Consider the following 14,583-nt stretch of genomic DNA (forward strand, 5'->3'; position numbering starts at 1 on the left):
TCATGCCGTCCATCTCGCCAGCCTGGTCCTTTCGTGCCTCTCGAGCCTCTCCTGCCCCTCATAACCGGGGCCGAGGTCGGTACCGACCGGTCGGTCTGTCTCGGGCATGCCGACGCCGAGGTAGCGGCGGCGCACCTCGTCGCCGGCCGCGAGGTCCGCCGCCGGTCCCGACAGCGCCACCTCGCCCACCTCCAGCACGTACGCCCGCTCGGCCAGCGCGAGCGCCATGGCCGCGTTCTGCTCCACCAGCAGCACCGACGTCCCCTGGGCGTTGATCTGCCGCACGGTGTCGGCGATCCGGGCCGCCATCAGCGGCGCGAGCCCGAGCGTGGGCTCGTCCAGCAACAGCAGCGAGGGTCCGGCCATGAGCGCCCGGCCGATCGCCAGCATCTGCTGCTCGCCGCCCGACAGCAGGCCCGCCCGCTGGTGGGCCCGCTCGGCCAGCACGGGGAAGAGCTCGAGCACCCGCTCACGGGCCGCCGCGGCGCGCCTGCCCGGCACGCCCAGCGCTCCGGCGCGGAGGTTCTCCGCCACCGTCATCCGGGCGAACACCCGCCGTCCCTCCGGCACCTGGACCACGCCGCGCCGTACGACGGCCGAGGCCGCCACTCCGTCCAAGCGGAGTCCGCCGAAGGCGACCGTCCCCGACGTGATCGCGCCCCGGTGGAACCGCAGCGTCCCCGACACGGCGCGCAGCAGCGTCGTCTTGCCCGCGCCGTTCGCGCCGAGCACCGCGGCCACCGCACCCCGGGGCACGGCCAGGTGGACGCCCCGCAGAGCGCGCACGGGGCCGTACCGGACCTCCAGGCCCCTGATCTCGAGGCCCCCACTCTTCGGGTCCGCAGTCCTCGGGGCCGCAGTCTCCGGGCCGTCGATCTCTGGGCCGCTGGTCCCCGGGCCCGCCTCACCAGACATCCGCGCCTCCTGTGACTTCGATGAAGGCACACCCAACCCACCGTGGTCGAGGGCCGTCCTGCGCCGGGAGTCAAGTCGGGACCCCAGCCCATGCCCGCCGGTCGTGCCCTGTGCTCCAGCACAATCCCGCATCACGAAACGAAAACCGAACCTTGTTCCGGACGCTGCCGGCTGGCACATTCGGGGCATGAGGTCCAGGACGGACTCCGAGGTCCGGGAACTGCTGCGGACCTCCGCCGCAGGCCTGCTGGAACGGCTCCCCGAGCTCGCCGACGAGCTGGTGAGGCGCGGCAGGGAAAGCGACGAGGCCTACCGCATGACGGTCCCCTACGAGGACCACTGGAAGAGCACCCACGAGGGGCTGCGCGTCGGCATCACCGCGATCCTGCAGCTCCGGCACGAGCGGCGCGACGTGGCGTACGCCCAGACGGTGGGGCGCAGGCGGGCCGAGTTCGGGCTCCCGCTGGACTCGCTCATGCGCAGCTACCGCCTGGCCGCGCAGGTCACCTGGAACGGTGTCATCGACATCATCGGCGACCAGGGCCAGGAGCGGCTGCCCGCCCTGCTGCGCAGCGCCACCCACGTGTGGCACGCCATCGACCGGCAGGCCGTGGCGGCGGCCGACGCCTACCGCCGCCGGGAGAACGAGCTGCTCGGCCGGACCAACCAGCGCGTCAACGCCATGCTCGACGCCCTCCTGGAGGGTCGCGCCGACCCCGCCGTGGCCGGGGTGGCCGCCGACGCCCTCGGCCTGCCGGAGCACGGTCGCTATGCGGTCGTCACAACACGGCTGCCCGCGCAGCCCGACCGCGTGCACCGCCCCGACGAGATCGGCGGGCTGCGCTTCCTGTGGCGCATGCGCCCGGACCTGGAGATGGCGGTGGTGTACCTCGGCGACAGGGAGCTGGACGACCTGGTCGCCGCGATCACCCCGGTCGTCTGCGCGAGCGCCGGCGTCAGCCCGGTGGTGGAGAGCCTCGCCGACCTCGGCACGGCCCGCCGCCTGGCGGAGGTGGCCATGCGCACCTGCTCGGGGACCGCGCCGGAGATCGCGCGGCTCGACCGGCGGCTGCCCGCGGCCCTGGTGGTCTGCCAGCCGGAGCTGGCCGGGCACCTCGCGGGCGGCGTCCTCGGCCCGATCATCGCCTCACCCGACGGCGGCGTGCTGCTCGCGACGCTGGAGGCGTGGCTGCGCTGCGAGGGGTCCGCGGCCCGGGCGGCGGCAGAGCTCTACTGCCACCGCAACACCGTCTTCAACCGCGTGCGCCGCATCGAGCAGCTCACCGGCAGGTCGCTGGCCCGTCCCCTGGACGTCGTCGAACTCTCCCTCGCCCTCGACGCCGTCCGCCTCCTCCCCGGCGGCTGATTTCCTGCGTGCGCGAGCGGTTGCTGGGTCTGAGGGCCGGCAGGAGCCGGAGGATCCACTGGCGGGACGAATCCGCCGCTCGTCGAATGCTCATCACTCAGGTGGTGGCGAGGATGCCGTTGCGGGCAATGGTTGTAGTCGACATATATCCGGAAAGCGGCAAAGCGGAACGAGTGAGGCGTCTCTGTCTGGACCGGCTCCTGTGCGAGTTGTCTCAGCAGAAGGTGGAGACGGTCTGTATCGAGGCGCGGGGCCAGTGGCATGACAGACGAGACCGCGCATTGGTGGACGCGCTTCGAGGGGCTGGTCGAGTCGAGCGTGGCCTGCGAGCGGAGTGGAGGAGATCGGTGGACGAACCGCTGCTCTGGCTCGCCGACGTGCTCGTGGGCAGTGTCGTGTGGTGGCTCGGCGGCGAGGGCGAGAGCTTCGACATCCTCGGGCCGAGGATCGAGTTCCTGTAACCGCTCCTTGTGGCGTCCGGCTCTGAAACCGCGAAGGCCGGGCGCCCGATTCCATCGGGAGGTCCCGGCCTCACTTCCGCGGCCCCAGCGGGGCCCGGCGGTCACAGTATGTCGCCGCTGGTCGCTGGCGCGCAACCGTGGCCCCATCGTCGTCGCTCTGACGGCTTCTTAGGGGGTCGCTATTCGTGCAAGTGCCCCGAGTGGGATTCGAACCCACACTGAATGGATTTTGAGGCCATCGACTCTGCCGATTGGTCTATCGGGGCTATTTCCGGATTTGTCCGGTTTTGGCAATGGATGCCACGCAGCAGTCGATCTTGCTTGGAGATCGCTTGGGGCATCCCCTGCCGTGGTCCTAATGTAGCGGACGTCGGTAACCTCTTGTGCGTGAGTACGCAGCGGCGAGTGGTGATCGCGGAAGATGAGGCGCTGATTCGCCTCGACCTGAAGGAGATGCTCGAAGAGGACGGTTACGCCGTGGTCGGCGAGGCCGGCGACGGCGAGACGGCGGTCAAGCTCGCCATGGAGCTCCGGCCCGATCTGGTGATACTGGACGTCAAGATGCCCGTGCTCGACGGGATCTCCGCGGCCGAGCGCATCGTCTCCGAACGTATCGCGCCGTGCCTCATCCTCACCGCGTTCTCCCAGCGCGACCTGGTCGAGCGGGCCAGGGACGCGGGCGCGATGGCCTACCTGGTCAAGCCGTTCACCAAGGGCGACCTGGTGCCGGCCATCGAGATGGCGGTCAGCCGGCACGAGGAGATCGCCGCGCTGGAGAAGGAGGTCTCCACGCTGTCGGAGCGGCTGGAGACAAGGAAGCTCGTGGAGCGCGCGAAGGGCCTGCTCATGGCCCAGCACGGGTGGACGGAGCCGCAGGCCTTCCGGTGGATCCAGAAGGCGTCCATGGACCGGCGCATGAGCATGCGCCAGGTGGCCCAGATCGTGGTGAACGAGAACGGCGGCGAGACCCAGCCGCCCGCCTGAACGTCGCCCTGCTGATCGCGGAGGAGAAGACTCCTGGTCAGGGGCCGTCCCGCTAAGTTGAGGAGTTATTACGACTCCGCATCCAAGTGCGGACAGTTCTGATGCATCCCTGGTCGGGCCATGCCTCGTCTATGTACCTTTCAGCCAGTCGATCGGGACCAGTCGGCAGCGCTGACGATTCCCGGGCCTGGATGAAGGAGATGCTTCATGATCCGCATTGCCCCCCTCGGGCGGGCGCTGGCCGTCGCCGCGGCCGCCAGCCTCGCGCTGACGGCCTGTGGCGGTGGTGAGGACAGCGCCGCGCCGGCCTCCTCGGCGCCGGCGGCCCAGTCCTCCGCGCCCGCTGCCGCCACCGCCCAGGGCGATGGCGTTCTCACCGTCGGCACGTTGCTGCCGCAGACCGGCTCGCTCGCCTTCCTCGGCCCGCCGGAGTTCGCGGGTGTCGGGCTGGCGATCAAGGAGATCAACGACGCCGGTGGTGTCCTCGGCAAGCCGGTGACCGAGATCGACACGGACTCGGGTGACACCTCGACCAACATTGCGTCCCAGTCTGTCGACAAGTTGCTGCAGCAGAAGGCCGACGTGGTCATCGGTGCCGCCTCGTCCTCGGTGTCGCTGTCGGTCATCGACAAGATCACCGGTGCCGGTGTTGTCCAGATCTCGCCGGCGAACACGTCCGACCAGTTCACCACGTACAACGACAAGGGTCTGTACTTCCGTACGGCTCCGCCGGACGTGCTGCAGGGCCGTGTCCTCGGTGACCTCATCCTCGCCGACGGCAACGACACGGTCGGCATCCTGGCCCTTCAGGACGCGTACGGCACCGGCCTCGCGGAGAACGTGCAGAAGGCGGTCGAGGGCGGCGGCGGCCAGGTCGTGGAGAAGGTCGTCTACGACCCGAAGGCGGCCGACTACTCGGCGGACGTCGCCAAGATCAAGGAGGCCAACCCGAAGGCCGTCGCGCTGATCGGCTTCGACGAGACCAAGAAGATCATTCCTGAGCTCGTCAAGCAGGGCCTGACCGCCAAGAAGGTGAAGTACTACTTCGTCGACGGCAACCTGTCCAACTACGGCACGGGCAAGGACGGCTTCCCCAAGGGCACGCTCGACGGCGCCAAGGGCACCCAGCCGGGCGCCCAGGTCTCCGACGACTTCAAGGAGAAGCTGAAGACGGTCGACCCGAACCTGAAGGACTACAACTACGGCCCCGAGTCGTACGACGCGACCATCCTGACCGCGCTCGCGGCGGTCGCCGCCAAGAGCGACGCGCCCAAGGACATCGCGGCCCATCTGGCTGAGGTCTCCACGGGCGGGGAGAAGTGCAAGGACTTCAAGTCCTGCAACGACCTGCTGTCCGCGGGCAAGGACATCGACTACGACGGCGCGTCCGGCCCGATCGAGTTCAACGAGGCCGGTGACCCGGCCGAGGCGACGATCGGCATCTACCAGTACGGCGCCGACAACACCAACAAGAACATCGCCTTCAACACCGGCAAGATCGCCGGCTGATCGCGAGCACGAAGGGCCCGCTCCCGTGGAGCGGGCCCTTTCCGCGTTCCGGGACCTTCCGCCGTCGCGGGGGGCGTCCCAGGCGTCTCGCCGCGCGGGTCAGGAACGGCCGCAGGCGGTGAGGACGGCTGCGGACGCCTTGCGATACCGGCGCAGCAGGTCCGTGCGCCGGGAACCGGCCGTGTCGGCCCGGGAGAGGGTCTCGGCGAGGCCGTCGACGGTCGCGACGGCGGCCGAGGCCGAGGCCGGCAGGTGGGGGCCGTACATCGCCAGCGTGCCGCGCAGATAGCCGAAACGGCCGCGTACGTCCCCGTCCCAGTGCTGGGCCTCCTCCTGCCCGGCGGGCAGCAGCGACAGCCCCAGGTAGCCGATGGCGGACACCACGCGGGCGCAGGGGTCGTCTCCGGCCTTCGCACCGGTGACGTAGACCGCGCCGCTGGTCTTCCCGGACGCGGTCCCCAGGGACGACACGGCGGCCGACACGGCGGCCGACGAGGCTTTGGGCTCCGGGGACGGCGACTGGCAGGCGGACAGGCCCACCGCGAGCGCCGAGACGACCAGTGCCGTGCGGAGGGGGGTTCGGGTCATACGGCTCATTGTCGCCCCGCTGGTTGCCGATCAGGTGGAAATACGGTCACAGACATACGACGAGGGCCCCGGCGGGATCCGCCGGGGCCCTCGCGAGAGCGGCTCAGGCCCGGGCGAGCGTGCCCAGGTAGAGCTGGATGACCTTCGGGTCGTTGATCAGATCGCGACCGCTGGCCATGTAGGCGTTGCGGCCCTGGTCGAGCACGTAGCCCCGGTGGCAGATCTGCAGGCAGCGGCGCGCGTTCTGCTCCACCATGATCACGGTCACGCCTGCCTTGTTGATCTGCTGGGCCTGGATGAAGACCAGGTCCTGCAGCTTGGGCGACAGGCCCGCGGACGGCTCGTCAAGCAGCAGGACCGACGGCTCGGTCATGAGCGCCCGGCCCATGGCGACCATCTGCCGCTCACCGCCGGACAGCGAGCCGGCGCGCTGCTTGCGGCGCTCCCGGAGGGCGGGGAAGATCTCGCAGACGAACTCGAACCGCTCCTTGAACTTGCCGGGCACCTGGAAGGCGCCCATCTCCAGGTTCTCCTCGATGGTGAGGCTGGGGAAGACGTTGTTCGTCTGCGGGACGTAGCCGACCCCGCGGGCCACCAGCGAGTGGGCCTTGAGGTTGGTGATGTCCTCGCCGTTCAGGGTGACCGAGCCGGTGCGCACCGGCACGAGCCCGAACAGGGTCTTCAGCAGGGTCGACTTGCCGGCGCCGTTCGGGCCGATGATCCCGATCAGCTCGCCCTTCTTCACGTACAGGTCGGCGCCGTTGAGGATGTTGACGCCGGGGATGTAGCCGGCGTACAGCTCGTCGGCCCGCAGCAGCGCGTTCTCGGCTCCGGCGAGGTGGTCGGAGCGGTCGACGACGGCCGCCCGCGAGACGGCCGCGGCGCCGTCCTCGTCCGCCGCCGAGACCGGCTCGGCCACGCCGGTGCCGTCCGTCGCGGCGACGTCGTCCGGCGTGCCCGCGCGGTCCGCCTCGGCGGCCTCGTCCGGCGTGGGCGCGCGGTCTGGCTCTGCGTGGTTTTCCGGCGTGGGGGCGGTCATGCCTTCTCCTCGATCTCGGACTCCAGCTCGGCCTCGGCCTCCTGCAGTTGCTCCTCGAACTCCTCGGCGGACATCGGCGCGTCGTGGTGGGCGCCCAGGTAGGCGTCGATAACGCGCGGGTCCGACATGATGGTGTCCGGCGGCCCCTCCGCGATCACGGCGCCCTGCGCCATCACGATCACCCAGTCGCTGATGTCGCGGACCATGTCCATGTCGTGCTCCACGAAGAGCACGGTCATGCCCTCCTCGCGCAGGTCCTTCACGTGACCGAGGAGCGACTGGGTCAGGGCCGGGTTCACACCCGCCATGGGCTCGTCCAGCATGACCAGCTCGGGGCCGACCATCAGGGCCCGCGCCATCTCCAGCAGCTTGCGCTGGCCGCCCGACAGCGAGCCGGCGAAGTCGTCGCGCTTGGCGTCGAGCTTGAAGCGCTCGAGGAGCTCCTCGGCGCGTTCGGTGATCTCGTCCTCCTGGCGGCGCCAGCTGCCGGGGATCAGCGCGCGGAAGAAGTTCTCGCCGCGCTGGTTCTGCGCGCCGAGCCGCATGTTCTCCATCACCGTGAGCTTCGACAGGGCCTTGGTGAGCTGGAACGTGCGGACCATGCCCGAACGGGCCACGCGGTGGGCGGGCACGCCCTTGAGCTGCTTGCCGTTGAAGGTCCACGACCCCTCGTCGGCGCTGTCGAAGCCGGTGAGCTGGTTGAAGAACGTGGTCTTGCCGGCGCCGTTCGGGCCGATGAGCGCGGTGATCGACCCGCGCTGGACCTCCACGTGATCGACGTCGACGGCGGTGAGGCCGCCGAACCGGCGGACGACCTTGTCGACGACGAGGATGGGGTCGGGCTTGGCGACCCCCGGCTCGCGATCGAGGCCCGCGAAGGCGGCCAGCGCCGCCGCCTTCTTCGTCGTGGTGCTGTCAGCGTGCATCGAGCGCGATCTCCCTCTTGTCACCGAAGATGCCCTGAGGCCGGAAGATGAGCAGGAGCATCAGGCCGAGACCGACCAGCATGAAGCGAACCGCGCCGATGTTGTTCACGGTGAACAACGAGGGGAGCATCCCCGCGCTCACGGCCTCGCTGAGCGTGTTCCCCACGAAGACCAGCAGCACCCAGAAGAGCGCGGCGCCGACGACGGGGCTGAAGACGCGGGCCGCGCCGCCGAGGATCACGATCGTGTACGCGTAGAAGGTGAACTCCGTGCTGAACAGGTCGGGCTGCACCGACGCCTGGCCGAGCGCGAACAGGAAGCCGCCGAGGCAACCGACCACGCCGCCGAGCACGAGCGCCTGCATCTTGTAGGAGAAGACGTTCTTGCCGAGGCTGCGCACGGCGTCCTCGTCCTCGCGGATGGCCTTGAGCACGCGGCCCCACGGGCTCTTCATGAGCAGGTAGACCAGCCCGCAGGCGATCGCGATGAGCACCCAGCCGACGGTCAGCACCCACGTCACCCGCTCGTTGAAGCTGATCGGGCCGATGCCGTACGTGCCGGGGGAGTAGGGGTTCATCGCGAAGAAGTCGCCGGAGAAGTTCTGCCGGCCGTCCGAGCCGCCGAAGACGCTGCTGAACTTGACCGACCTGAACACGAGCCGGACGATCTCGGCCGCCGCGATGGTGACGATGGCGAGGTAGTCGGCGCGCAGCCGCAGGGTGGGGATGCCGAGCAGGAAGGCCAGCACGACGGTGGCTGCCAGGCCGATCAGGATGCCGAGCCAGAACGGCAGGTGGAAGGTGGCCACGGTGACGGCCATGCCGTACGCGGCGACGCCGAGGAAGGCCGCCTGGCCGAAGTTGAGCAGCCCGGCGTAGCCGAACTGGATGTTGACGCCGATCGCGGCGAGCGCGTAGACGACGGTCTCCAGGCCGATCGAGGCCTTGACCGTGGTGACGAAAATGGTGTTCCAGTCCACGTGTGGTCTCCGATCAGCCGATGCGCTCGCGCCGGCCGAGAATGCCCTGCGGCCGGAAGAGCATGACGAGGATGAGCACCAGCAACGCGCCGACGGTCTTCAGCTCGGTCGGCACCACGACGGTGGACAGCTGGATGAACAGGCCGACGACGATGGAGCCGACGAGGGCGCCGAAGGCGGTGCCGAGCCCGCCGAGGGTGACCCCCGCGAAGACGAGCAGCAGGATCTGGAAGCCCATCTGGAAGCTGACGTTCTGCGACAGGCCGAGCATGACGCCCGCGAGCGACGCGACGGCGCCGCCGACGGTCCAGATGATCCGGATGACGCCGTCGACGTTGATGCCGGAGGAGGCCGCCAGCGCGGGGTTGTCGGCGACGGCCCTGGCGGCCTTGCCGAGGCGGGTCTTGAGGAGCGCGAGCCCGACGATCACGAGCACGGCGAGCTCGATGCCCATCGCGATGAAGTTCTTCGGCGCGGCGGAGATCGGGCCCACCTGGATGCCGGGCTGGGCGTTGTAGTCCGCGTACGGAGCGCCCTCGCCGCCGAAGAAGAACAGGAAGACGTAGCGGAGGAACAGGGCCAGGCCGATCGAGATGATCATCATGGCGACCAGGCTGCTGCCCCGTTTGCGCAGCACTCCCCAGAAGAACCGGTCCTGGGTGTACCCGAAGACCCCGCCGATCACAACCGAGATCACCGCGGCCCAGATGAGCGGGATTCCCAGGACCACGTTGAAGAAGTAGGCGCACATGGCGCCGAATGTGAGCAGCTCGCCGTGGGCGAAGTTGGTGAGCCCGGTGGTGCCGAACACCAGCGACAGGCCCATGGCCGCGAGGGCGATGATGAGCCCGAGGTTGAAGCCCTCGAAGGTGAGCTGGGCGACCCGGTCCCAGAAGGAGGAGGAGTCCGACGATGCCTGCGCGGCGCCCCCGCCCTGCTTGCCTGCGGGCGCGAGGGCGAACAGGACGTTGCGTTCGCTGCCCTCGTAGACCTGCACGTCCAGGGTGGCCCGGTTCTGGAACTTCAGCCCGATGTCCTTGGGGAGCGTCGACTGGTCAAGTGTGACCTTGTATCTGCCCGCCTTGGGGACCGGCACCTCCCACTTGCCGTCCGCACCCGTGGTGGCGTCCCCGACGGGTTTGCCGTCTTCGCCTGCCACGCTGATCTTCACGCCGTTCACCGGCTGGCCTTGGTTTTGGAGTGTGCCCTTCAAAGCCTCCCCGTCCGCCCAGGCGGGGGAGGAGAGCAGAAAGACGAGTCCACCCAGGAAGGCCGTGAACGCGATCACGGCTCTGCGCAATGGTGCTCCCTCTGTTCAGGTCATGGCGGGGTCGTGCCCCCACTGCGGACGCGCAACATCGGCGAGGTTGCTGCGATGTTGTGGCCGGAGCATAAGCCTGAGACGCCCGTTTCGGGGTCGTTCGTCACCAATTGGTGACCATGGTGTGTCACTGACGTGAGAAAGGGTTCGCAGGTCAGGGCATGTAAGGAGTCAACCGCCGGGTCGGTGCTGTAGAAGAGCATGAGCCCGTGGGAGGACCTTTGGGACCGTACACAGCTTCCCCGGCTCCGCACGTTGTCTACTCGGTCTTCCCACGGGCTCTGGAGCCACAACGGTAGCGACCGGAGCGACTCCGGTGCAAAGAGAGTCGCAAGCCGTTCCGGTATGAGGCCCAATGCGTCGTAAGGGGTTTTCGTAGTGCTTACCCGCCCGGCTCGCGGGCGCGCACGGCCCCCGAGCCGGGCGGCCTCAGCGAGCGTCCCTGAGCATGCAGGTCAGACGGGCCGTGCAGACCGCCCGGCCCTCGTCGTCGGTGATCTCGATGGCGTACGTCGCGAGGGTGCGCCCGCCGTGCACGCGGGTGGCGACGGCGGTGACGTGCCCCGAGGTGGCGGAGCGGTGGTGGGTGGCGTTGATCTCGATGCCGACGGCGATCCTGCCCGCGCCGGCGTGCAGGGCGGCGCCGGTCGAGCCGAGGGTCTCGGCCAGCACGCAGGACGCGCCGCCGTGCAGAAGCCCGTGCGGCTGCGTGTTGCCCTTGACGGGCATGCGGCCGACGACCCGCTCGGCGCTGGCCTCCAGGATCTCGATGCCCATCCGCTGGTGCAGGTGGTCCCCGGGCGCGTTCATCGACGACACGAACTCCTCGGGATTCGTCAAGGTCAAGGGGACGCCTCCTGTGGGAAGAGCACGGGTTTTCTGTCGTACAGGGAGACTAGGCTGCGGATGTGCCGAAGAGTGAAGCGACCCCCACCCGTCCGTGTCTGCTGCTCCTGGACGGGCATTCTCTTGCTTATCGCGCGTTCTACGCGTTGAAGGACGCGAACCTCATGACCACCGACGGTCAGCACACCGAGGCGGTGTACGGCTTCACCTCGATGCTGGCCAACATCCTGCGCGACGAGCAGCCGAGCCACGTCGCGGTGTGCTTCGACCGGAGCGAGCCGACCTTCAGGCACGAGGCGTACGACGGCTACAAGGCCAACAGGACGGAGACCCCCGAGGACTTCCGCGGCCAGGTGCAGCTCATCTTCGAGCTGCTCGACGCGCTGCGGATCCCCCGCATGTCCGTGGCCGGCTTCGAGGCGGACGACCTGATCGCGACGCTGGCGACGCGGGCCTCGGGCGAAGACATGAACGTGCTCATCGTGACCGGCGACCGCGACGCGCTCCAGCTCGTGGACGACAGGGTCACGGTGCTGATGACCAGGCGGGGCATCAGCGACATGACCCGCTTCACCCCCGAGGCCGTCATGGAGAAATACGGCCTCACCCCGGCGCAATATCCGGACTTCGCGGCCCTGCGCGGCGACCCGAGTGACAACCTGCCGAGCATCCCGAGCGTGGGGGAGAAGACCGCCACCAAGTGGATCTCCGAGTACGGCTCGCTGGACGAGCTGGTCCGGCGGGCCGACGAGGTGAAGGGCAAGGTCGGCGACAAGCTCCGCGAGCACCTCGGCCAGGTGATCCACAACCGGATGCTGACCGAGCTGAAGCGCGACGCCCCGGTCGACGCCGAGGTGTCCGCGCTGACCATGGGCCTGTGGGACCGCGAGGAGGTCAACAAGCTCCTCGACGCGCTGCAGATCCGCGGCGAACTGCGCGAGCGCCTGTTCAAGACCCTCGGCACCACGGAACCGGAGGCGGGCGAGGGCTTCGAGCTGGAGGTGACCGTGCTCGAGCCGGGCCAGGTGGCCGGCTGGCTGGCCGCCCTCCCCGAGGACCGCGCCGGGCTGGCCTTCCAGGGCGCGTACGGCAGCGGCACCGGGCGGTTCGAGGGCCTGGCGATCGCCTCGCCGGGAGGCGCCGCCTATCTCGACCCCACGCGCCTCACCGAGGAGGACGAGGCGGCGCTGCACGCCTGGCTGGCCGACGACGACAGGCCGAAAGCCGTGCACGACGCCAAGGGGCCGCTGCTCGCACTGTGGGCCCACGGGCACGACCTGCGCGGTCTCACCTGCGACACGGCGCTCGCCGCGTATCTCGCGATGCCGGGGCAGCGGTCGTTCCCGCTCGACGACCTGGTCCTGCGCTACCTCCACCGCGAGCTGCGGGCGGAGTCCGCGCCCGGCGGGCAGACCTCCCTGTTCGAGGACGCCGACGAGGGCGTGGCCCGGGATCTGGCGCTGCGGGCCCAGGCCGTGCGCGACCTGGCCGACGCGCTGGAGTCCCACCTGTCCAAGCGCGGCGGCACCCGGCTGGTGACCGAGGTCGAGCTCCCGCTGGTGCGGGTGCTGGCCGAGATGGAGCGGGCCGGCATCGCCGCCGACCGGCAGTACTTCGCGGCGCTGGAGGCCGAGTTCGGCGCGGCCGTCAAGCAGGCGGTCGAGGCCGCCCACCAGGCGGTGGGGGAGCAGTTCAACCTCGGCTCGCCCAAGCAGTTGCAGGAGATCCTGTTCGGCAAGCTCGGCCTGCCCAAGACCAAGAAGATCAAGACGGGCTACACGACCGACGCCGACGCGCTCGCCTGGCTGGCCCAGCAGACCGACAACGAGCTGCCGGTGATCCTGCTGCGCCACCGCGACCAGACCAAGCTGCGCACCACGGTCGAGGGCCTGATCAAGGAGATCGCCGACGACGAGCGGATCCACACCACGTTCAACCAGATCGTGGCGGCCACCGGGCGGCTGTCGAGCGAGAAGCCCAACCTGCAGAACATCCCGATCCGCACCGTCGAGGGCCGGCGCATCCGCAAGGGCTTCGTGGTGGGGGAGGACTACGACACGCTGCTGACGGCCGACTACAGCCAGATCGAGCTGCGGATCATGGCCCACCTGTCCCGGGACGAGTCGCTGATCGCGGCCTTCGAGTCGGGCCACGACTTCCACCAGGCCACCGCGTCCCGCGTCTTCGACCTGCCCCCCGAGCAGGTGGACGCCGACCTGCGCGCCCGGATCAAGGCCATGAACTACGGCCTGGCCTACGGCCTGTCCGACTTCGGTCTGTCGGGGCAGCTCAACATCCCCGTCGCGGAGGCCAGGGCGCTCAAGGAGGAGTACTTCGAGGAGTTCGGCGGCGTCCGCGACTACCTGGAGTCGATCGTCGCCCTGGCCCGCAAGGACGGCTACACCGAGACCATCCTCGGCCGCCGCCGCTACCTGCCCGACCTGACCAGCGACAACCGGCAGCGCCGGGAGATGGCCGAGCGGATGGCGCTCAACGCGCCCATCCAGGGCTCGGCCGCCGACATCATCAAGGTCGCCATGCTGAACGTGCAGAAGGCGATCGAGGGCATGCGGTCCCGCATGCTGCTCCAGGTCCACGACGAGCTGGTGTTCGAGGTCGCGCCGGGCGAGCTGGAGGAGCTGACCGAGGTCGTGCGCACGCAGATGTGCCGGGCCTATGACTTGAGCGTGCCGCTGGAGGTCAGCGTGGGCGTCGGGACCACCTGGGAGGACGCCGGCCACTGACCGCGGCCCGAGTCGGGGTTCGCCGGGCTCGTCACATTGGGCTCATCGCACTGGGCTGGTCACACCGGGGTGGTCACACTGGACTGGTTCGCCGGGCGACGGGTCAGGGGTGGCCGGTCGGACGGGTGGGCCTGTGGTCCCGCCCGGCCAGGGCCAGGCCCGCCTGCTCGACCTCCAGCAGGCTCGCCTCGTGCCGCTCCGTGTCGTACGCCGCCCGCCCGCCGCGCAGTCCGAACAGGCGCTTGCTGAGCGCGATGTAGAGCACGGCCGCGATGTTGATCAGGAGGATCACGATCCGGAACGGGCTCACCTTCTCGGCGATCTCGTAGATCTCCACCGGGATGAACGCCGAGGTGACGATCACCGAGAAGTACTCGCCCCATCGCCTCAGCAGCCACAGGCCGATCCCCTCGGTCAGCAGCAGGGCCGCGAGGGCGAGCAGGGCGAGGAAGATCCAGGTGAGGGTCGTCGTCCGCGCGCCCAGCGCGGTCCGCAGCGTGTGCACCACGCCCGACTGGTCGAGGTTCCACCCGAGCTTGTGGGCCAGCGGCTCGACCAGCGGGAGGTCCTGGTCGAACGCCCGCCGTACGGCGTCGTGGTGGGCCCGGAACCGCCACACGCCGTACGCTCCCGCGATCACGAGAACGGCCTTGGCCCAGCGGAAGACCGCGATCAGCCGCAGCACGGCGGCGTCCCGCAGTGCCCGGCCCCGCAGCACCACCGGTGCGTCGCCGGCCGGTCCGGCCCCGCGCGGAGGGCCCAGGGTGAAGTCGCCGCAGCGCAGGCAGCGCCACGCCTCGCCCAGCGCGGTCTCGGCGCGCAGGCGGCTCCGCAGCGCCTCCTCGTCCGGGGCGTACGTAACGTGCCCGTGCCGTCCGCAGGCACGCAAGCTCCAGTCCACAGGA

12 protein-coding genes and 1 tRNA gene are annotated in these 14,583 nt (G+C 69.7%); 4 read left to right on the forward strand and 9 right to left on the reverse strand.

Annotated elements, in window-relative coordinates; translation table 11 throughout:
- Window positions 1-915, reverse strand: a complete 915-nt coding sequence (locus QSK36_RS19480) for an ABC transporter ATP-binding protein (protein WP_285783398.1) — start codon at window positions 913-915, stop codon at window positions 1-3.
- Window positions 916-1,102: 187 nt separating this feature from the next.
- Between QSK36_RS19480 and QSK36_RS19485 the strand changes: the two genes are divergently transcribed.
- The gene (locus QSK36_RS19485) at window positions 1,103-2,281 is read left to right on the forward strand and encodes a PucR family transcriptional regulator (RefSeq protein ID WP_285783399.1); all 1,179 of its coding nucleotides are present in this window, start codon (window positions 1,103-1,105) and stop codon (window positions 2,279-2,281) included.
- Between the two features lie 653 nt (window positions 2,282-2,934).
- Here the strand turns inward: QSK36_RS19485 and QSK36_RS19490 are convergent.
- Window positions 2,935-3,008: transfer RNA gene (locus QSK36_RS19490), tRNA-Leu, on the reverse strand.
- 139 nt (window positions 3,009-3,147) lie between these two features.
- Between QSK36_RS19490 and QSK36_RS19495 the strand changes: the two genes are divergently transcribed.
- Both QSK36_RS19495 and QSK36_RS19500 read left to right on the forward strand, forming a co-directional pair.
- Window positions 3,148-3,726: an ANTAR domain-containing response regulator gene (locus tag QSK36_RS19495; protein ID WP_182897729.1), complete on the forward strand. Its 579-nt coding sequence runs from the start codon at window positions 3,148-3,150 to the stop codon at window positions 3,724-3,726.
- A gap of 207 nt (window positions 3,727-3,933) precedes the next feature.
- Window positions 3,934-5,235 carry an ABC transporter substrate-binding protein gene (locus QSK36_RS19500; RefSeq protein WP_285783400.1) on the forward strand — a complete coding sequence of 434 codons (1,302 nt, stop codon included), beginning with the start codon at window positions 3,934-3,936 and terminating at the stop codon, window positions 5,233-5,235.
- A 99-nt stretch (window positions 5,236-5,334) separates the two neighbouring features.
- Here QSK36_RS19500 and QSK36_RS19505 read toward each other — a convergent pair whose 3' ends face one another.
- The 6 genes from QSK36_RS19505 to QSK36_RS19530 all read right to left on the reverse strand — a co-directional run bounded on the left by QSK36_RS19505 (window position 5,335) and on the right by QSK36_RS19530 (window position 10,898).
- Window positions 5,335-5,823 carry a hypothetical protein gene (locus QSK36_RS19505; RefSeq protein WP_285783401.1) on the reverse strand — a complete coding sequence of 163 codons (489 nt, stop codon included), beginning with the start codon at window positions 5,821-5,823 and terminating at the stop codon, window positions 5,335-5,337.
- Between the two features lie 103 nt (window positions 5,824-5,926).
- Entirely contained in the window at window positions 5,927-6,862 is a 936-nt protein-coding gene (locus QSK36_RS19510; RefSeq protein WP_285783402.1) for an ABC transporter ATP-binding protein, read from the reverse strand.
- The gene (locus QSK36_RS19515; protein WP_139574329.1) at window positions 6,859-7,788 is read right to left on the reverse strand and encodes an ABC transporter ATP-binding protein; all 930 of its coding nucleotides are present in this window, start codon (window positions 7,786-7,788) and stop codon (window positions 6,859-6,861) included. Before QSK36_RS19515 ends, QSK36_RS19510 begins: the two co-directional genes overlap by 4 nt.
- Window positions 7,778-8,767, reverse strand: coding sequence for a branched-chain amino acid ABC transporter permease (locus QSK36_RS19520; protein WP_139574328.1), 990 nt, complete (start codon window positions 8,765-8,767; stop codon window positions 7,778-7,780). Before QSK36_RS19520 ends, QSK36_RS19515 begins: the two co-directional genes overlap by 11 nt.
- Before the next feature lie 13 nt (window positions 8,768-8,780).
- Window positions 8,781-10,067: a branched-chain amino acid ABC transporter permease gene (locus QSK36_RS19525; RefSeq protein WP_285783403.1), complete on the reverse strand. Its 1,287-nt coding sequence runs from the start codon at window positions 10,065-10,067 to the stop codon at window positions 8,781-8,783.
- 450 nt (window positions 10,068-10,517) lie between these two features.
- A complete protein-coding gene (locus tag QSK36_RS19530) occupies window positions 10,518-10,898 on the reverse strand; it encodes a PaaI family thioesterase (protein ID WP_182897727.1) in 381 nt (126 codons plus the stop codon).
- A gap of 98 nt (window positions 10,899-10,996) precedes the next feature.
- Here QSK36_RS19530 and polA point away from each other — a divergent pair, with 98 nt between their 5' ends.
- Complete coding sequence (gene polA / locus QSK36_RS19535) at window positions 10,997-13,678, forward strand: DNA polymerase I (RefSeq protein WP_183539821.1); 2,682 nt, start codon at window positions 10,997-10,999, stop codon at window positions 13,676-13,678.
- Between the two features lie 103 nt (window positions 13,679-13,781).
- Here polA and QSK36_RS19540 read toward each other — a convergent pair whose 3' ends face one another.
- On the reverse strand, window positions 13,782-14,579 hold the full coding sequence (locus tag QSK36_RS19540; RefSeq protein ID WP_220504873.1) for a DUF2127 domain-containing protein: 798 nt from the start codon (window positions 14,577-14,579) through the stop codon (window positions 13,782-13,784).
- Between the last annotated feature and the right edge of the window lie 4 nt (window positions 14,580-14,583).

It is taken from the genome of Microbispora sp. NBRC 16548 (assembly GCF_030268985.1).
GTDB classification, from domain to species: Bacteria; Actinomycetota; Actinomycetes; order Streptosporangiales; family Streptosporangiaceae; genus Microbispora; species Microbispora catharanthi.